Genomic DNA, 17,876 nt, shown 5'->3' on the forward strand with positions numbered 1-17,876 from the left:
ACCTTACTTAAATAAGACAGAAAGGCCCTTCCGCAGCAGCAGAAGGGCCTTTCTGTCTTAGGGCTGTTTTTGCCAGAAGAGGCTAAAAACCCGGATTATTTCTTCAAGCTCCCGATCATGTCCTCAGGACGTACCCATTCGGTGAATTGTTCATCGGTGAGCAGGCCTAAGTCAAGTGCGGCCTGGCGTAGGGTGGTGCCTTCTTTGTGGGCTTTCTTCGCGATTTTGGCTGCGTTGTCATAGCCTACGTGCGGGTTCAAGGCAGTTACCAGCATCAAAGAGTTCTCTAGTTGTTGCTTGATGACCTCGTAGTTTGGCTCAATACCTACGGCGCAGTGCTTGTCAAAAGAATCGCAGGCATCGGCAAGCAAGCGGGCGCTCATAAGCAGGTTGTAGATCATCACTGGTTTGAACACGTTCAGCTGAAAATGGCCGTTCATGCCGCCTACGGAGATGGCCACGTCATTTCCAATCACCTGGGCGCACACCATGGTCATGGCCTCAGCCTGGGTTGGGTTTACTTTGCCTGGCATGATAGAAGAACCCGGCTCGTTTTCTGGGATAATGATCTCCCCAATACCAGAACGTGGACCTGAAGCCAGCAAACGGATATCATTGGCAATCTTCATTAAGCTTACTGCCAGTTGCTTCAAGGCACCGGAAGTCTCCACAATGGCATCGTGGGCAGCTAGGGACTCAAACTTGTTCTCGGCGGTTCTCAAAGGCAAGCCGGAGAATTCCGCAATCTTTTGGGCCACTAGTTCGGCGTAGCCTTGCGGCGTGTTCAAGCCAGTACCTACGGCAGAACCTCCGAGGGCTAGTTCGCTCAGGTGATCCAAGGTATTTCTGAGGGCACGCATGCCGTGGTCCAGCTGAGACACGTAACCAGACAGTTCCTGGCCTAGGGTCAACGGCGTGGCATCCATTAAGTGCGTACGGCCAATCTTCACCACGTTCATGTACTCCTGTGACTTGGCGTGCAACGTGTCGCGCAGTTTCTGCACCATTGGAAGAGTATGCTCGGCCACTACCTTGTAACCGGCAATGTGCATGGCGGTTGGGAAGGTGTCGTTGGAAGACTGCGATTTGTTAACGTCGTCGTTGGGGTGGATTTTCTTTTTCTCGTCCATCAGGTCGCCGCCCAGCAACACGTGCGCGCGGTTGGCTACCACTTCGTTCACGTTCATGTTGCTCTGGGTACCAGAACCAGTCTGCCAAACTACCAACGGAAACTGATCGGCTAACTGACCAGCCAGAATCTCGTCGCACACGCGGCCAATGATTTCGGCTTTGTCTTGGGGAAGTACGCCTAAATCAGCGTTGGTGTACGCGGCGGCTTTCTTTAAGATAGCGAAAGCGTCAATCACCTCGGTAGGCATTAACTGGCCCCCAATGGTGAAGTTTTCTTTGGAACGTTGGGTCTGGGCACCCCAGTATTTATCGGCGGGCACCTCTACCGGGCCCATGGTGTCTTTCTCTATGCGTACGCTCATGTCTGTTAGAAAATGGTTAATACTTTAGATAACTCAAAACTACGGAATTATTCATAAAAAACGGGCGACGATCACGCCTCCCGTTTCTGGTCAGTTTTCAGGAAAAGAGCCTGGGAACAGCAGCCTCCTTAAGAGCCTACTGCTTCATCTTTTTCAAGTCCTCGAACCTAATATCCATGAGCGGGTAATTAGGCCAATCATTGAAGTCATAATGCCACCATTCATTGTGGAAAACGGTAAAGCCGTGGCGTTGCATGGTGTTGATAAGCAAGGCCCGGTTCTTCTTCACCTGCTCAGAAACGTGTGGATAATCTGGGTGGGACTGCACCACGGTAGCATCATATGGTGTGGGCATCTCTAGTTCTTTTCCGTCTTTGAGGGTAATAAGAGTAAGATCCATGGCGCAGCCGCGATTGTGGCGGGACCCGTTTTTAGGATTGGCCACGTAGGCTTTCCTTTTTACTTTTTTGAAGAAAAGCTCTGTGACATGATACGGGCGGTAGCCATCATATATCTTCAGTCCTAACCCTAGTGGTTTCAGTTCTGCCTGTATCTGTTTCAGGGCATGGGCTACGGGCTTGCGGGCATAGGCAGTGGCAACGGTATACACTGGCTCTTTTACCAGATTATCAGCCGTGGCGTATTTGATGTCCAGCACCAGCCCGGGTATGTAGGATTGCAGTTCTACTAACTCTTGCTTGGGGTCTTGGGCCACTAGTTCCTGGTACAAGGTAGTAGTGGTTACCACGGGCAATCCATACTTGTTTTTAGGGATGGATTGCACTGCGGGAGCCTGGGCCAAGGCAGCAGCGCCCGTAACAAGCCAAAGGAGGAAAAGGCAGAGCTGTTTTTTCATTTGCGTTGGTAGACGATGTACGCCAGGATGCCTGAGGCTAAGAAGGTGAGCAGCCTGAGCCATTCAATGCGGCCGGTGGTGAAATAAGTGAGGCAAAGGGCAGTCCAGGCTAACAGAGTCCCCAAACAGAAGAGGAACAAAATAAGCTTTCTATTTTTCATGTAGGTGTAGAGTATAGGGGACAACGGGCAAAGCCGCTTTCTTATGGTTGGTGTTTTCCATTGCCTCAACAACTGTTTCAGGGAAAAAACTCATTTTACGCCTGTTTTTACGAAAATATGCCTGAATTACTCCCATAGGTCTGGTGGCCATCAGGTAAATATAGTTAATGTCTAATATAAAGCATTTTCCCCAAGCAATTTATGGTAACTTCGGCATATGCCTTGCCAGAGCAGATAGGCTTTCTTTGTTTTAAGGCTTCTTATTGCAAAACAGACGCAAAGCATAAACGGAATGGCAGGTGAAAAGCGTTTTCTTTTCTGTAAGAAATTTGCCTTTTCTACTACTAATAAACCTACAAAGACCTTTTTCTGGTCTCTATCCTTAAGAACGACTAAATCCCTTTCCCTGATCATGAACAGACGTTTAAAAGTCGCCTGCTTGTCCCTGCTGTTAGGCAGTATGGCGGTTAATCCTTCCCAGAGCCTATGGGCCCAGGCACCTAAGAAGACATCGGCCAAACCCTCAGCGGCTTCGCAGTTTAACCTTCCTTTTGAGAAGTATAAACTGGCCAATGGACTGGATGTGGTGCTGCACCAAGACAAGTCAGACCCTAAAGTGGCGGTGGCCATCATGTACCACGTGGGCTCTAACCGTGAGAAGCCGGGCCGTACGGGCTTTGCGCACTTCTTTGAGCACATGCTGTTCCAGAACTCAGAAAACGTGGGTAAAGGCAACTTCATCAAAGCCATCAACCAGGTAGGCGGAAACTTTAACGGCGGAACGTTTGAAGACGGTACCGTTTACTACGAGGTGGTGCCTAAAGATGCCCTGGAGCGCGTGCTTTGGCTTGAGTCTGATCGCATGGGATTCTTTGTGAATACCGTGAGTGAGTGGGGCCTGGAAAACGAGAAGCAGGTGGTAAAAAATGAGAAGCGCCAGAGTGTGGATAACCAGCCCTACGGCCACACCAATTACGTGATCCTGAAGAACCTCTACCCTGCTGGACACCCGTATAGCTGGGACGTAATCGGTTCCTTGGAGGACCTGCAGAACGCGACCTTAGCCGATGTGAAAGAGTTTTATAACCAGTGGTATGGTGCCAGCAACGCCACCCTGGTGTTGACAGGTGACTTTGAAACCGCCGAGGCCCGTAAGCTGATTGAGAAGTACTTTGGTGAGTTGAAAGCCAAACCCGAACCTAAGAAATTGACTCCTATGCCGGCTAAACTGACGGCTACCAAGTCATTTTTCCACGTGGATAACTTTGCCAATCTGCCGGAGCTGAACATGGTGTTTCCCACGGTAGAGCAGTACCACAAAGATTCTTACGCCCTAGACATGCTGGGCAGTTTACTGTCTGACGGCAAGAACTCGCCGTTTGAGAAAGTCATTGTAGAAGACCGTAAGTTGGCACCGGGCGCCTCGGCCTCGCAGAACTCCAATGAGATTGCCGGTACCTTCCGAGTGCGGGTGCGCGCCTTTGATAAGAAAGACTTGGATGATGTGCAGGCCTCGGTTTTCGCCGCTTTTGACAAATTTGAGAAAGAAGGCGTGAATGAGAAAGAGCTTGAGCGCTTGAAGATCAAACAGGAAACAGCCTTGTACAACGGTATCTCCAGCTTGCTGAATAAAGCGTTCCAGCTGGCCCAGTACAATGAGTTTGCCGGTGACCCAGGTTACGCGAAGAAAGAAATCGCGTTGACGCAGGCGGTAACCGCGCAGGACATCATGAACGTGTACCGCAAGTACATCAAAGGTAAGCCGTACGTGATGACCAGCTTCGTACCGAAAGGACAGGAAGAATTAGCCGTGAAAGGCGCGGTGAAGGCCGATGTAGTAGAAGAGAAAGTAGTGGCCGGGGCCGAAGGCGCCAACACGGGTCAGGAACCAACCTCTTTCCCGAAAACGGCTTCTAAAATAGACCGGAGCAAGATGCCTGAATTGAGCAATAACTTCAAGTTCACGGCTCCCGCAATCTGGACGGCGCAGCTCAAGAATGGCATGAAAGTGTCTGGCATTGAGCAGACCGAGTTGCCGTTGGTGCAGTTCAGCATCCTGATCAAAGGCGGCATGCAACTAGATGACCCCTCTAAAATAGGAACAGCTTCCTTGGTAGATGCCATGCTCCTGGAAGGCACCAAAAACAAAACGCCGCAGCAGCTGGAAGAGGCCATCGGGCAGTTAGGTGCGTCTATCAACGTGTCTTCGTCCTCAGAGAACATCACCATCTCAGGAAATACGCTGGCTCGTAACTTCCCGCAGGTGATGAAACTGGTGGAGGAGATTGTGCTGGAGCCCCGGTGGGACGAAGCCGAGTTCGCGAAAGCCAAGCAAGCTGCCATCAGCCAGATAAGACAGATGCAGGCCAACCCATCTGCTATTGCGTCGCTGGCGTTCAACAAGGTGCTATACGGGGAGAACAGCCGTTTTGCCTACCCTACCCTGGGTACCCTGCAAACAGTAGAAGCCATCACCCTGCAAGACCTGAAAGACTATTACCAGAAGAACTTCTCACCAAGTGTGGCAAGTTTCCAGGTATCGGGTAGCGTGAAGCAAGCCGATGTGACCAAAGCGCTGGCTGGGCTGGAGCAAAGATGGGCAGCTAAGAACGTAGCGCTGCCTACCCCGGTAACCGCTACTGCTAAACCTTCGGCCCGCTTGTACTTCATTGACCAGCCAGATGCAAAGCAGTCGGTGATTTACGCGGGGTACCTGGCTGTGCCGGTGGGCTCAGCGGAGTATCCGGTGATGCAGGCCATCAACCACAAGCTGGGAGCCGGTTCTGCCTCTACCCTGTTCAATGTATTGCGCCTGCAGAAAGGCTATACCTACGGCGCGTACTCGGGCTTCTCGCGTAGGCCTACCGCGCCGGGCACGTTTGTGGCCTCGTCCAGCGTGCGTACGAACGTCACCAAAGAGTCTTTGCAGACTATAGACGAGATCCTGAAAACGTACGGCACCAGCTACACAGAGCAGGATCTTGCCACCTCCAAAGGGGCCCTCATGCGCCAGACGGCTCTTGGGTATGAGACCTTAGGAAGCTTGGTTAACCTGTTGGAGACCATCAACACCTATAACCTGCCTACAGACTACCTGAAGCGCGATGAGCAGGCTATTCAGGCGTTGAGCTATGCCCAAGCCAAGAACCTTATCAACAACTACATTGACCCAAATAAAATGGTGTATCTGGTAGTGGGCGATGCCAAAACACAGCTGGCAGGCCTGAAAGAGCTAGGTTTAGGCGAGCCGGTAGTGCTGCAGAACAAATAAGCAGAGAAAGCCAATTTCTTGTATCAAAAGCCCGTTGCCTTGGCAGCGGGCTTTTCTTTTATAGGTGTTTTTAAATGGCGTTTTTGGCGAAAGAGCTTAAAAGGAAATTAGAGAGAACTGGTTTGCTGATGCTAACCCTTTCACCTGCTTTGTGTATAAGCAAACCATGCCCCATCTTTGTTCTACAGAAAGCACAAACTGTGATTGGATTATATTGAAGTTCATGATAAAACAGAATCTATACCTGGGTTTGCTGGTCCTTAGCCTTTTCACGTTCGGCTGTGAGCCTGAGAAGCTGGAACGGGGCAAGGAAATGGCCGTAGAAGCCGAACGGCACAAGGTGAAGCGCATTACCCAGGAAAATATGGAAAAACAGGCTTTGCTTGCCGGTGATACCATTATCCGGTTGGTGGAAGGCTCTTTCCTGCAGCTGGCTGAGGGGCAACCCAAAGAACAGGCCCTGTTTGTGGCCCAGCCAGACAAGTTACCTACCGTGAACAGTATCCTGCAGCGCTACAATGCCACACTCAAACGCCAAACCTTTGCCTCGCAGGCAGAAGCCCAGCAGGTGTTAACCCAGAACCAGCTCCTTTCTGCTGAAGGAAAGCCTGCCCCTAAGGTAGAGTTAGAGGTGCGCGAAGGCTTGTTTCAGTACCAGCGGCCAATAGAGATCAGGAGACGGAACTGTGCCAGTTGTGATGAGCCTAGCCTGCTGGATTACACCGCCTCTACTTTAGATCAATTACGCGTATTCTCAGCGCAGGGCAAGCCCGATGGATTTGAGGAAGGCCAGGTGCGCGGACTCTGGATTATTTCTTTCCCCCGGCAGAAAGTCATTGAGCAAATCACCTTGAAGACCAAACCGTCCAGACGCGGACGAGGAGGCTTCTTCGGGAGCAAGCCGGATTCCGTTGCCAAACCATAATAAAGCCCCTTACTTCACCTGAAATGTGGTAGTTAAGTGCCCGATTTTGCCGGTGGCAGTCATGCCTTCCAAGACAGCCCGGTAGGTGGTTTTCTGGTCGGCGGTGTAGAAGGTGATTTCAGCTTTCCCGGTGGCGTCTGTCTGAACCCTTGGGTTCCAGTACAGTGTGGTGCGTAAGTCGGGCATGACCACGTTGCTGGTATCCGGCTTGTCATAGCGGGGAAGATAGAACTCACGCGCTTTCTGAAAGTACAGCCCCTGGTACGTGGCCATACCGGGCATCTTTCCGGCTTGGCCGGGTTGCCCCGTCTTCTCCTCCCCTTTTTTAGAAGTAATTGCAATTACCCCATTCCCTCCCCTGGAACCGTACATTGCTGAGGAGGCACCCGGTTTTAGGATCTCAACGGCCTCTACCTGGTTGCCGGTCAAGGTTTGGATGAAGGAAGCATCGGTCTGGGCGCCGTCTAGCAGGAACAGAGGCTGTCCCCCACCCCGCATGCTCACCTGCCCATTGGTAACCTGCAGACCTGCTACCCGCCCCTGTAAGGCTTGCAAAATGGTTAGGCCTCTGGGTAGTTCAGATCCTCTCAACACTCTATCGGCGGTGGTATGCAGGCTTCCGCTGGCGGGTTTGAATTCCTCCTGTTTCTTACCGCGCACATTCACCTGCTGAAGCAGAATACCACTTTTGCCCGAGAACTGGTCTAGTTTCAACTGCTCGCGGTTCCGTTGCAGATACGCCCATACTTCATTGGAATACGGGGCCGGAACAGGCTCATACGGGACCTGAGGAAAAGCCTGAATTTGCGGCAGGTTGTTGTCCAGTTCCAGCAAAGCGGCAGCTACTCCTTTGGCAGATTGTACCGTGATGGTAGAGGTGTCTGGAAAACTGGCCAGACTGAACTGGAATTTACCCCGGTCATCGGTCTGGAGTTTAATGGTGCTCAGCGGGTTGTTGCCGTTCGTAAGCATGATATCTGCGTAGGCATCTGGCTGACCGGTTATTTTACTGACTGTGCCGCTCACATAAAGGTCTCTTTCGGCGGGGTACCGCATCTGCGGGAACTTGTCTTGCAGGATGTCTTTCCAGACAAACCGACGCCAGCCTTGGGTGAGCAAAAGGTTATCCAGGGCAAGCACCACTTCGGGCGTAGCTGCACTGAAGTAATAGGATGGCTCTTCTACGTGCCCTTTCAGATCTGAGCTCAGTAGCAGGTAAGACACCATGGAGGCGGCATGCGGAGATGGGGCAACGGTTTTCTGATCGGTGATGGCCAGGGAGAAATTTCCTGCCACAGGGGCTCCGGTCTCGTCCTTGGCCTGTAGCTGCAGCGTCACTTTCTCACGGGGTTTGTAGGCGGGTTTGTCTTGGGTGAGGCTCATCTGCACCTGTGGGGCATGGTTCACAAAGACCAGCCGTTCGGCCAAGGGCTCGCCGGCATCAGAGAAGACCGTGAACTGCACCAGGCCTGAGGGGAATTTATTTTTGGGCACCTCTACCTGGAAGACTTCATGCGCCGTGGGGCTGGAAGCCGCGTACAGCACCTCGCCTCGCACCTGGGCTACCAAATGCAATGCTTTGGGTTTACCCACGCTGTCTTGTTTGAACCCCATGGTGTAGAATTTAACCCGGATGTTAGGTCCGGTTTTGTTATCTACCGAAAAAATAAACCCTTTTTTCTGCGGAACAGGTAGCGGGTATTCCTTTGATACACCTTTGGGAGAAGTGATACGGGCGGTGTATTGTTGGTTTGCCTCCGGGATAAAGCCCACCCGGCCCATCCCAAACTTGAGCGCTTTAAAATCAATCACTTTTTGCCCCTGCTGATTGTAAATGGCGCCTTGCACGTCTTTTCCCAAGCCGTTGCCATCTACTGCTTTGAAGCCTACCATATTCCAGAGACCACTTACCAGATTACCACCTTCGGGGAAAAACTGTACATCTAACTGCTCCTTTGGCATGGGAATGGCAATCGTGCGGTTCAGGGCGCCGGAGGGCTGCTCAATGGACAGGAACATTTTAGGGCTTTGGGTTTCATTGTGCGGCAAAAACAGCCGCAGCAAGGATTTACCTTCACTGGAGGTAGTGGCCTTTTTAGTGGCCCCTATTTTATCAAAGTTGGTGGAGTAGGAAAACGAGGTCTGGGCCATCGGCTTGGCCGCGTAGTTGAGCAGACGCAGGTTTACCAGGACAGAGTCGCCGGAGGGTTGGGGTTTGAAGGTGAAAGCAGTGGACGTGACCATATCATTTTTGCGGGGACTCCAGATGGTAATGTTCTGGTGGAAGAAATACGCCTCGTCAAAGTTCTGCATCCAACTGGTGAAGGCGCGCAGACGGTAAGTGCCCTCTGGTAGATCATCTGGCAAGGCAAAATCGCCGTTACCTTTGCCTTTGTCTAACCTGACCACGGTGGTTTTGTAAAACGTGTTCTCCGGGGTAATCAATTCTACGTATAGCACTTTGCTTAAATCGCTGGGCGCGTGGCTCTGCGCATTGACCAGGTAAGCCTTAAACCAGATGTCCTCTCCGGCGGCATAATACGGCTTGTCCAGGTGCAGGTACACTTTCTCCTGCGGGTATTTATGGTGGAGCGCCGTTAAATTGGCCACTATTTTATTGATCACGCCATTCTGTTGCCAGGCCGGCGGCACGAAAGCAACTAATAAGCCCCCAAGGGCCAATAGCAGCGGGAAGAAGGTTTTAGGAGAACGAAGAAAGGGCATGCAGCAAGAATAAGTTAGGCTCTGAAGTGGTACCGGTACTTGCCAGAAACACGTGCTTTCAGGAGGCAACGTAATTTAACGCAGTCTTTTACATAATAAAAAGGGGCAGGCGGTTTTTGACCTTTATTTCTGAAAATAGATCAAAAGCGTTAATTTTGCGCTTGATTCATTATTTAATGTACCTACATATACTATGGCTATCATTCAAGCTACAGATACAGATTTCCAGGAGGCGCTGAAAAGCAACGAGCGCGTAGTAGTGAAGTACTTCGCTGATTGGTGCGGTAACTGCCGTCTGTTTTCCCCTAAGTTCAAGCGCATGGCGGCCAACGAGGAGTTTAGCAACGTTACCTTTTTGGACGTGAACGCTGAGACCAGCCCTGAGGCTCGTAAACTGGCCGGAGTTACCAATCTGCCTTACTTTGCGGTTTTCAAGAACGGTGAGTTGGTAGAAGGCGCTGCCACCAGCAAAGAAGATTATGTATTGGAAATGGTTCGTAAACTAGCGTAAGCATCCCCATGAAAATACCTGCTATCAAGAAACTGGTAGAAACGCAGACCATTGACAGCCTGCGCGAAGCCGAAGAGCAACTGATCAACGAAGAAACCCCCGCCTTTGAAATTGAAGGTGCAGATGAGGGCGAGAAACTAACCCACGTGTTTGGCGCCATCTGGATTCTGAACCACATGGCAGACCATAACTCAGATTTCAAGACGGCCCTGCGCGAGTTCACCCAAAAGGTACGCATCTCCATCAGCTAATCAGAGACAATCTCTCTTCAAAAAGAAAGCCTGCTAAACTACTTTAGCAGGCTTTCTTTTTAGAATCGTTTTGGGGCCGTTTTACTTCAAGGTGGAGAAAAACTGCTCAGCTTTCTTCATGCCTTCCTCGGTGCAGATGCCTCTTATGTAGTACAAGAAAACGCTTCTGAACACCTCGGCTACGTTGAACCGGTCCGGCGGAAAAGTAACCGGGTTCACAATCATGGCCAACTGCTCTAACATGATCTTGGTCACTAACTGGATGTTAAGATCTTGCCGTAGTTCTTTCTGCAGCACGCCGTCATTGATAAGGTCATACAGCAGGTAGGCGGTATAGTCGTTGGAATGGTTCCAGTAGAGGTTCCAGGCTGCCGGGTAATGCTCTTGTATTTCCTTCAGCACCGTAGGCTGGGACTCGCGCAGGGTATTCAAGCCCAACTGAATAATTAGAAGCAACCTGTTTAAGGGGCTGGGTTCATTCGCAAATAGCCGCTGGTGTTCCTCTTTGCGGGTTTCCAGGTCATAATGCACCACTTGGCTCACCAAGTCATCCATTCCCTTGAAGAACTCTCTGAAGGTGGCCGAGGAAATATCTACGCGGTTAATGATTTCCTGCTCATTTAAATGAGACAACCCTTCTCGCCTGATTAGGGTGAGCAATTCCTGTAAAACGGTTTGCTTGAAAGTCATTTATGGTTGGGGCTCAGTTTAAAACCAAAAGTTGAGGATAACTCAATCTCATACGAACGGCAAAGATATTGTTTTCCTTGTAGGGAGAACCAGTACTTGCCACAATAGAAAAAATATAAAGTGCAATTAATTCCGTTAAAGGGAAAAACTGGAGAAAAAGTTCTCTAATTCCTTGGCGCCCTTCTCAGTGGAGATGCCTTTCAAATAATACAGGAAGATGCCCCTAAACACCTCGGCCATGTTGTAACGGTGGGGCGGGAAAAGGGCATGGTTCAGAAGAATGTTTATCTGCTCCAGTAATACTTTGGTCACCACCTCAATATTGATATCGGGTCTGAAAAGCTGTTGCTGGATTCCCTTGTTCAGCAGGTCATAAAACAGGTAATACGAGTGCATCTGCGCATGCCGCAGGTAAAGGGTCCAGATACGGGGATACAAATATTGAATCTGGACAAAGAAGGTAGGGTTGAACTGCTGCAGCTGATTGACGTGGTGTTTGATGACCAGCATCAACTTCGCGATAGAATGGTCTGCCTGAGTTAAAAGGGTATCCTGCACCTCCTTCTGCTCAGCCAGGTACAACTCCACAGCCTGACGCAAAAAGTCTTCTTTATCTGTATAAGACTGGTTAAACTCTTCTACAGATAAACTAAATTCCTGCATGAGCCGCCGTTCTGTGAGGTCTTTCACGCCCTGGGCAGAGAAGTAGCGCATGGCCGTGCGTAAGAGCTCTTCCTTGGTCATTTTACAGGTGCCTTATTAAATGCTGGCCGTAAACAAATATAACACTTTTTGGGTGAGAACCTAGGGAAATCAAGAGCAATTAGCCGAGGTATAGATAGAGCAAATCTGCTTTTAGGGAGCTGGCGAAAAGGTGGCGGGTTTCCGATACAACTGCAGGTACACGTGTCCTTTCTTCAAGGCATGTACCAGTATCCAGTCACGACGCAGTACGGTGAGTTCCTGATCAGAGAACCCGTTAAACACGTTGGAGTACAGGATGTAGGGCTGGCGGGTAAGGTCTTTGGCTGGGAACCGGCGGAAATCATGGGAAAGATCAGTATCGGCGGGGGGCGCCAGATTAGGGAAATCGCTGCCCACCTCTGACCAGGGAATGTGGTGCTGGTCTAGGTACGTGATCATTTGCTGGCGCAAGGTAAAGTAAGGCAGGTGAGCCAAAGAGGCATCCCACCCCTTGGCTATTTTCTCCGGATACACCCAGAAGTGCCCGCTGATTAAACTTCCTGCCAACACCAGGTACACCGCTGACCGCCACCGTGGCATTTGGATGTGGGTTAATAGGTGCGCGGTGAGCAGGCCTAGAAAGACATACACCACTAACCAATATCGGTGCCCTATGGGGTTGGTAAACCAAACCAGCACCAAGCTTAACGCCACCAAAGGCACTAGCAGCAGAATCAACAGCTTCAGGGTCTCTTTGGTTAAAACGGTCCTGTAACGCCACAGCAGTACACCTGCCGTCACCCACAGAATCACTCTACCAAAATCAAGCAGTCGCCAGGCAATGAGGGCCAGATTGTACAGGAACCCTTTGCCTGTGACGATGGCTGAATAGGCGCTCCAATCAGAGGACGGCGCGTACCCAACCCACCCGAAATGGTGATAATGGAGAGTTAACCAGGTAAGCAGGAGCAAACCGGCCGGTAGGTACGGGAGAAGCAAGTGAAAGAACGCAGGAAGGGTGAATCTGCCTTTCTCCTGGTAGGCCAAAAGCAAATGCGAGAGAAACACGGCTGCCCCCATGATCTGGCTTCTGGGGGTGTGTACTGCCATGAACATTAGGGTAACCGCCAGAAGTACCCTCCGATCTTGCAGGATGGCGTTTATGCATACCAGATAAAGGAACAGCAGCACTATATCTGGCGCTACCTGCACACTTTGGGCTAGCAGCGTAGGGTCCAGGAAGACGAGGAGCATGCCCCCCAAAGCCCAGGGGCTAGGTAAGAAGCGCTTGACCAGCAGGTACACTTGCCAGACAATACCTAGCAGAAAAAGCAGCATTAAAAAATGGCTTACCTTCACTGATTTCCCCAGCAATTGCCATCCGGCGGCAATGTACATCCCGAAAAGCGGCGGATAACCGGCGATCTGGTCCGGCACAAACAAGGTGGAGAAGCGGGTCTGATAATACCATTGCCCGTACTTGGAGGCTAGCAGAATGCTGTCCCAGAAAAAGCCATTGTCCCGTACCAACCACGTCAGGCCCACCATGAGCCCGGCAAAAGGAAGGACTACGGGAAGAGCACGACGGACAGAAGCGAGCGACATTCTTAAAAGGTCTGATGAGCAAACAGCAGCGGATTACAGGCCTGCAATGAACAACAATTGACTCAGAAAAACCACTTACCCCCGAGGTTATCTTTAGGCTAAGAAAGTTGTTTCACTTCTGCTTTTAGAAAGTAAGCCGTAAACAGAAATGAAAGCAGTAAAGTCTTGTTAAGCCTGAATTCTAGAAGCCGCGGCAGGTACCAAATCAGCGGCAATCTTCGCCGATAACAGGCAAAGCGGGATACCGCCGCCCGGGTGTACACTGCCTCCCACAAAGTAAAGGCCTTTGAGCTTGTTCGTGAAGTTAGGGTGGCGCAGGAAGGCCGCCATTCGGTTGTTGGAAGAACTGCCGTACAGAGCTCCTGCAAAAGAAGAGGTATCGGCTTCTATGCCCCGCGGGTCCCAGACTTTTTCAGTTGTGATAAGAGAAGCAATATCAGTCCCTAACACGTTACTCACTTTCTGCAGCACACTTTGCCGGGTTTGCTGGATAAGCTGTTCCCAGTCCTGCCCGGCGTTATGGGGTACGTTCACCATAACAAACCAGTTCTCGTGGCCTAGAGGGGCATCCTCTGGGGTGTACTTAGACGTGATGTTCACATAAACCGTGGGGTCCTCGGCCACGGTACCTTTCCGGAAGATGTGCTCAAATTCTTGCTGGTAGTCTTGACTGAAGAAGATGTTATGCAGGTCCAATTCTGGAAAGCTGCGGGAAATGCCCCAGTAATAGATCAGGGCCGAACTGCTGCGCGGCTGTTTCAAGGTTCTTTCGGGGGCTGGCTGTTTAGGCAGCAGTTTGCGGTAGGTAGGCACCACATCCATGTTACTGACCACCACCTCCGCCAGATAGGTTCCCTGGTTGGTGCGTACGCCTGTGGCCTGGCCTCCTTGAGTCAGAATCTCCAGCACAGGCTCCTGGTACCTGAACTCCACGCCTAGCTCCTCCCCTAGTTTAACCAGGCTCTTGGCAATGGCGTAGATGCCGCCTTCAGGGTAGTAAGCGCCGATGTTGAATTCCAGGTGCGGAATGAGGTTGAGGGTGCCGGGTGCCTGGTAAGGGTCAGAGCCGTTGTAGGTAGCATAGCGGTCCAGCAACTGAATGAGCCTGGGGTCTGAGAAGGCGCGGGCGTTGGCGGCGTGCATGGTGGTGGTTAATCCCAACTCCGTCAGGGCCGGAAGCGTCTTCAACACATCGGGGCTGAGGTAGGTATCCAGTTTGTGCAGGGACTTGTGCAGGAATGTGTTGGCGGTGGCGTGGTAAAGGCGGGCTACTTTCTGCAAGTGCCGGTGCAATTGGTCCTGCGGGATGCCTAGCTTCGTCTCCACTTCCTGGGCAAAGGCATCTGCCGAGGCATGGGCGGTGAGGCGGGTGCCATCTGGCCAGAAATACTGCGTGACAATAGGCAGTCGCTGGTACCGGAAGTAGTCCTGAGGGCTTCGGCCGGCGAGGGTAAAAAGGTCATCTACCAGTTGCGGCAGCGTAAACAAAGACGGTCCAGCATCAAACCGGTAACCACCGGGCAGGGTGAACTGCGTCATTTTTCCGCCGAAGGAAGCATTCGCCTCCAGCACGGTAACCGCATACCCTTTCACCGCCAGCCTGATGGCCGCGGCTATCCCTCCAATACCTGAGCCAATTACTATTGCTTTTGCCATTGCGCCAATCTACGTAGTTTCCTGCTTTTTCTTCTGGACATAACCTGTTCCACGTGTAAAAGTTTGGGTGTGTCTGTTTCTGCGAGGCTTTTGTTTTGCATTGGTTTTCCCAGAAACGACTCTGAAACACTAGTTCACCTTTCCGAAGAACTTGCGGTACACAGGGGCTCTGGCGGAAAATTGGGCATAGAAAACCGGGTATAATAAAGCGTCTAACAGCAAGGAGCCCGTACGGTATTCAATCTGCTCGTGGATGATGCTGTGCGTGCCATTTTGGGTGATCAGGTGTTTGTGACGCCAATATTTCAAAGGAGAGGGTAACTCCTGCCCTACGTCTACAAACCACGCTTCCAGGTCATTTATTTCCCTTTCTGTGATGAGGCTGGTCCATCGGCGTTTCAGGGGACCGGCCTGTAGCTCCACTTCTACCCTATCGCCGGGGAAGCTTCCGTCAAAACGTAAAATTTTTAGCTGGGGGAATGGGGGTGAAAGGGCCCTAAACAGGTCTTCTGTAAAACCTTCCAAAACAGCCCGGTGATGTTGGGCCACAGGTATCTTGAGGTGTAGTTTCATGCCGGCAGATTAGGGTCAACACTTTAACCCGTTCCTCTGGCGAATGTTACCGACGGCAGGGCTGCGAAGAAGAAAAGAATAGGTAAAAATAAGAATCAACTCAAGTAAATGAAGACGAGACGTGCGTTTTTGGTGGTAATGACTTTAGTAGGGCTAGGATTGGGCAGCTGTAACCACTCCCGGAACATCTATACCAGCCCTGCCTTCCAGACGGCGGCCCAGCACCATAAAACCATTGCCATTTTACCTTTTGATGTACAGGTAGGGCTTAGGCCCGTGCAGATGCGCCGGTTAACCCCCGAGCAACTCTATGCCCTGGAGTTGCAGCACGGAAAAGCGGTGCAGAGTGCCTTTCAAATTCATTTTTTGAATAAGGTCAACAAAGACGAAGAAAAGATTACTGTGCAGGATGTGAACGTGACCAATTCTATCCTGAAGGAGCATGACATCCAGCCCGAGGAGATACAAACCATTCCTCCCACAGAACTGGCCCAGATGTTGGGCGTGGATGCCGTGCTGGTAGGCTCCCTCACTACCCAGAAGCCGGTCTCTACTGCGGTGGCCGCTGCCATTGTGTTGTACACCTTCTTCTACACGCCTTATGTGGGCGGAAGTGGCCCTACCAATACCGGCAACACCATGATGAAGATCTATGACGGAGCCTCCGGAAACCTGTTGTGGAGTTATGACAAAATGCTGTCCAGAGGCATTGGCAGCGATACCCATAACATCATCAAAGCCATCACCCGCAAAGCCACTAGAAAGATTCCTTATGCAAAAAAGTAAGGCTACGATTAAGGCAAAGACGAAAATGTGATTTTGTCTTTAATAATTTAAACAATATATATTAAAATCTTTATATTAGTTTCTGCTTTTTCATTCCAACCCTTCATAAACCTTAAACTTTAACTCAGTATGAAATCTACTTCAGCATTACTTGTCTTGTTGGCTTTGTTTTTAAGCCTTGGAGCCTCTGCCCAGACAAAAGAAATCTACACCAATCCGGCGTTTGAGACCCTGGCCAAGCAGCACAAAACCATTGCTATCCTGCCTTTTGAGGCGCACGTGGGCTTGCGCCCTAACCAGATGAAGTCTATGACACCGGAGCGCATTAAAGAGATGGAGCAAAACGAAGGACTGGCCGTACAAAGCGCCCTGCAAACGTACTTCCTGAAAGTGAGCAGCAAAGATGACTATACCGTTTCTTTCCAGGATGCGGCCACTACCAACGCCAAACTGTTGAAAAACAACATTACCCCAGAGAACATCAAAAGCTTTACTCCTGCTGAGTTATCAAAGGTGTTAGGTGTGGACGGCATCATTACCGGTACCTTCACCACTGATAAGCCTATGTCTGACGGTGCTTCACTGGCGCTTGGCTTAGCTGTTGGCTTCTACGGAGCCACCAACTCTGGTAAAACCGCCATCAACATCTATGACGGAACTTCTGGTGAACTGCTCTGGAAATACGAGAAAAGCCTTTCAAGAGGCTTGGGTAGCGATACCAGCACCATTATCACTACCATCATGCGGAAAGCTTCTAAAAAATTCCCTTACTCTAAGATCAAAGCCTAAGCACACTCTTAGTTAAAAAGAAACAGCCTCGCCCCCTGATCTAGCGTGATCAGGGGGCGAGGCTGTTTATAGACCATTTTGATCAAACAAGCTTAAAAACGAGCTCGCTCGAGGAAATTTGTAAATGTGTGGTGTTTTGAATCTTTTTTGTAATATTACTAGCCTTCTTTCGCTGAAAAATGGCGGTTTCACAGGAAAGTAACCAAGATTTAATCCATACATTTTACATGAAAAAAGTACTTCTTCTATTGGTAGTGGTGGGCCTCTGCGCCAGCGGTTATTGGTTTTATAATCGGGCGAAGAACGGACCCGAGGCGTCTCTGGTAGAGATTAGGGCGGCTCTGGAAACCAAAGACATGGCAAAGCTGCAAAAGTATGTAGACTTTAAACGTACCTCCAGCAGCCTGGTAGAGCAAAGCCAGGACATGGCCGTTGACCTTCTGCCCCAAGAGTTGCAGGGAGCCGCCAACCTGCTAAGAAGAGGCTTGAAAGCAAAGAAACAGCTAACTTCTGCCGTGCGCAGCCAACTGGTTCAAAGTGTAGAGACAGTGTCGGGTCAGAAAGTACCTGAGGTAGCCGATGTGGTGAAACTGCTTCCGATTGGTAAACTGATCAATCCGAAGATGCTGCCTAAACTGGAGTTTGAGGGGATTGACCACGTTAACCGGCAAGATTCTATTTCTCTGGTTGGCTTGAAAGTGAAACCTTTGAATAGCAATGAGTCTATGGTAGTGGAGCTGCGCATGCTGCAAAAAGAGGATTATTGGCAGGTAGTAGGCGTCGAGAACTTCAAAGAGGTATTGCCTCAGTTGATTTCTATTGGCAGGAAGAACAAAGACCAAGGCGAAATGCAGGAATAAGCTTCTCAATCATTTTACAGAAATCAGGCTTAAAATGAAAA

16 protein-coding genes are annotated in these 17,876 nt (G+C 50.5%); 7 read left to right on the forward strand and 9 right to left on the reverse strand.

What is annotated here, in order from left to right:
* Positions 1-95 precede the first annotated feature (95 nt).
* From fumC to ACW9SV_RS07555, 3 genes are all read right to left on the reverse strand, one after another.
* The gene (gene fumC / locus ACW9SV_RS07545; RefSeq protein WP_479556126.1) at positions 96-1,493 is read right to left on the reverse strand and encodes a class II fumarate hydratase; all 1,398 of its coding nucleotides are present in this window, start codon (positions 1,491-1,493) and stop codon (positions 96-98) included.
* A gap of 136 nt (positions 1,494-1,629) precedes the next feature.
* The gene (locus ACW9SV_RS07550; RefSeq protein ID WP_479556127.1) at positions 1,630-2,349 is read right to left on the reverse strand and encodes a M15 family metallopeptidase; all 720 of its coding nucleotides are present in this window, start codon (positions 2,347-2,349) and stop codon (positions 1,630-1,632) included.
* Positions 2,346-2,510: a hypothetical protein gene (locus ACW9SV_RS07555; RefSeq protein ID WP_165864864.1), complete on the reverse strand. Its 165-nt coding sequence runs from the start codon at positions 2,508-2,510 to the stop codon at positions 2,346-2,348. The genes ACW9SV_RS07550 and ACW9SV_RS07555 overlap by 4 nt, the downstream gene beginning before the upstream one ends.
* A gap of 412 nt (positions 2,511-2,922) precedes the next feature.
* On the opposite strand from ACW9SV_RS07555, the gene ACW9SV_RS07560 reads away from it, so the two are divergent.
* Entirely contained in the window at positions 2,923-5,781 is a 2,859-nt protein-coding gene (locus ACW9SV_RS07560; RefSeq protein WP_479556128.1) for a M16 family metallopeptidase, read from the forward strand.
* A gap of 223 nt (positions 5,782-6,004) precedes the next feature.
* The gene (locus ACW9SV_RS07565) at positions 6,005-6,706 is read left to right on the forward strand and encodes a hypothetical protein (protein WP_479556129.1); all 702 of its coding nucleotides are present in this window, start codon (positions 6,005-6,007) and stop codon (positions 6,704-6,706) included.
* Positions 6,707-6,715: 9 nt separating this feature from the next.
* Here ACW9SV_RS07565 and ACW9SV_RS07570 read toward each other — a convergent pair whose 3' ends face one another.
* Complete coding sequence (locus tag ACW9SV_RS07570) at positions 6,716-9,430, reverse strand: MG2 domain-containing protein (RefSeq protein WP_479556130.1); 2,715 nt, start codon at positions 9,428-9,430, stop codon at positions 6,716-6,718.
* Between the two features lie 193 nt (positions 9,431-9,623).
* On the opposite strand from ACW9SV_RS07570, the gene ACW9SV_RS07575 reads away from it, so the two are divergent.
* Together ACW9SV_RS07575 and ACW9SV_RS07580 are read left to right on the forward strand one after the other, a co-directional pair.
* Positions 9,624-9,941 carry a thioredoxin family protein gene (locus ACW9SV_RS07575; RefSeq protein WP_479556131.1) on the forward strand — a complete coding sequence of 106 codons (318 nt, stop codon included), beginning with the start codon at positions 9,624-9,626 and terminating at the stop codon, positions 9,939-9,941.
* Positions 9,942-9,949: 8 nt separating this feature from the next.
* Complete coding sequence (locus ACW9SV_RS07580; protein ID WP_210462545.1) at positions 9,950-10,192, forward strand: DUF6952 family protein; 243 nt, start codon at positions 9,950-9,952, stop codon at positions 10,190-10,192.
* An 81-nt stretch (positions 10,193-10,273) separates the two neighbouring features.
* Here ACW9SV_RS07580 and ACW9SV_RS07585 read toward each other — a convergent pair whose 3' ends face one another.
* The 5 genes from ACW9SV_RS07585 to ACW9SV_RS07605 all read right to left on the reverse strand — a co-directional run bounded on the left by ACW9SV_RS07585 (position 10,274) and on the right by ACW9SV_RS07605 (position 15,400).
* Complete coding sequence (locus ACW9SV_RS07585; protein ID WP_479556132.1) at positions 10,274-10,882, reverse strand: TetR/AcrR family transcriptional regulator; 609 nt, start codon at positions 10,880-10,882, stop codon at positions 10,274-10,276.
* Between the two features lie 135 nt (positions 10,883-11,017).
* Complete coding sequence (locus ACW9SV_RS07590; RefSeq protein ID WP_479556133.1) at positions 11,018-11,626, reverse strand: hypothetical protein; 609 nt, start codon at positions 11,624-11,626, stop codon at positions 11,018-11,020.
* Positions 11,627-11,737: 111 nt separating this feature from the next.
* On the reverse strand, positions 11,738-13,171 hold the full coding sequence (locus tag ACW9SV_RS07595) for a hypothetical protein (protein ID WP_479556134.1): 1,434 nt from the start codon (positions 13,169-13,171) through the stop codon (positions 11,738-11,740).
* Between the two features lie 168 nt (positions 13,172-13,339).
* Positions 13,340-14,827 (reverse strand): 1-hydroxycarotenoid 3,4-desaturase CrtD, encoded by a 1,488-nt coding sequence (crtD, locus tag ACW9SV_RS07600; RefSeq protein WP_479556135.1) that lies wholly within the window; start codon positions 14,825-14,827, stop codon positions 13,340-13,342.
* A gap of 129 nt (positions 14,828-14,956) precedes the next feature.
* Positions 14,957-15,400 (reverse strand): SRPBCC family protein, encoded by a 444-nt coding sequence (locus ACW9SV_RS07605; protein WP_479556136.1) that lies wholly within the window; start codon positions 15,398-15,400, stop codon positions 14,957-14,959.
* Between the two features lie 108 nt (positions 15,401-15,508).
* Between ACW9SV_RS07605 and ACW9SV_RS07610 the strand changes: the two genes are divergently transcribed.
* The 3 genes from ACW9SV_RS07610 to ACW9SV_RS07620 all read left to right on the forward strand — a co-directional run bounded on the left by ACW9SV_RS07610 (position 15,509) and on the right by ACW9SV_RS07620 (position 17,835).
* Entirely contained in the window at positions 15,509-16,186 is a 678-nt protein-coding gene (locus ACW9SV_RS07610; protein WP_479556137.1) for a hypothetical protein, read from the forward strand.
* 129 nt (positions 16,187-16,315) lie between these two features.
* Positions 16,316-16,975, forward strand: coding sequence for a hypothetical protein (locus ACW9SV_RS07615; protein ID WP_479556138.1), 660 nt, complete (start codon positions 16,316-16,318; stop codon positions 16,973-16,975).
* A gap of 227 nt (positions 16,976-17,202) precedes the next feature.
* Complete coding sequence (locus ACW9SV_RS07620; protein WP_479556139.1) at positions 17,203-17,835, forward strand: DUF2939 domain-containing protein; 633 nt, start codon at positions 17,203-17,205, stop codon at positions 17,833-17,835.
* Positions 17,836-17,876 lie beyond the last annotated feature (41 nt).

This window comes from Rufibacter sp. JT20002 (assembly GCF_056491185.1).

What these genes read in the sequence shown, in the direction of transcription:
- ACW9SV_RS07610 (WP_479556137.1), top strand. Translation starts at nt 15,509, where the DNA reads ATGAAGACGAGACGTGCGTTTTTGGTGGTAATGACTTTAGTAGGGCTA.
- ACW9SV_RS07580 (WP_210462545.1), top strand. Translation starts at nt 9,950, where the DNA reads ATGAAAATACCTGCTATCAAGAAACTGGTAGAAACGCAGACCATTGAC.
- ACW9SV_RS07590 (WP_479556133.1), bottom strand. Translation starts at nt 11,626, where the DNA reads ATGACCAAGGAAGAGCTCTTACGCACGGCCATGCGCTACTTCTCTGCC.
- crtD (WP_479556135.1), bottom strand. Translation starts at nt 14,827, where the DNA reads ATGGCAAAAGCAATAGTAATTGGCTCAGGTATTGGAGGGATAGCCGCG.
- ACW9SV_RS07555 (WP_165864864.1), bottom strand. Translation starts at nt 2,510, where the DNA reads ATGAAAAATAGAAAGCTTATTTTGTTCCTCTTCTGTTTGGGGACTCTG.
- ACW9SV_RS07615 (WP_479556138.1), top strand. Translation starts at nt 16,316, where the DNA reads ATGAAATCTACTTCAGCATTACTTGTCTTGTTGGCTTTGTTTTTAAGC.
- ACW9SV_RS07570 (WP_479556130.1), bottom strand. Translation starts at nt 9,430, where the DNA reads ATGCCCTTTCTTCGTTCTCCTAAAACCTTCTTCCCGCTGCTATTGGCC.
- ACW9SV_RS07605 (WP_479556136.1), bottom strand. Translation starts at nt 15,400, where the DNA reads ATGAAACTACACCTCAAGATACCTGTGGCCCAACATCACCGGGCTGTT.
- ACW9SV_RS07620 (WP_479556139.1), top strand. Translation starts at nt 17,203, where the DNA reads ATGAAAAAAGTACTTCTTCTATTGGTAGTGGTGGGCCTCTGCGCCAGC.
- ACW9SV_RS07585 (WP_479556132.1), bottom strand. Translation starts at nt 10,882, where the DNA reads ATGACTTTCAAGCAAACCGTTTTACAGGAATTGCTCACCCTAATCAGG.
- ACW9SV_RS07560 (WP_479556128.1), top strand. Translation starts at nt 2,923, where the DNA reads ATGAACAGACGTTTAAAAGTCGCCTGCTTGTCCCTGCTGTTAGGCAGT.
- ACW9SV_RS07575 (WP_479556131.1), top strand. Translation starts at nt 9,624, where the DNA reads ATGGCTATCATTCAAGCTACAGATACAGATTTCCAGGAGGCGCTGAAA.
- ACW9SV_RS07595 (WP_479556134.1), bottom strand. Translation starts at nt 13,171, where the DNA reads ATGTCGCTCGCTTCTGTCCGTCGTGCTCTTCCCGTAGTCCTTCCTTTT.
- ACW9SV_RS07550 (WP_479556127.1), bottom strand. Translation starts at nt 2,349, where the DNA reads ATGAAAAAACAGCTCTGCCTTTTCCTCCTTTGGCTTGTTACGGGCGCT.
- fumC (WP_479556126.1), bottom strand. Translation starts at nt 1,493, where the DNA reads ATGAGCGTACGCATAGAGAAAGACACCATGGGCCCGGTAGAGGTGCCC.
- ACW9SV_RS07565 (WP_479556129.1), top strand. Translation starts at nt 6,005, where the DNA reads ATGATAAAACAGAATCTATACCTGGGTTTGCTGGTCCTTAGCCTTTTC.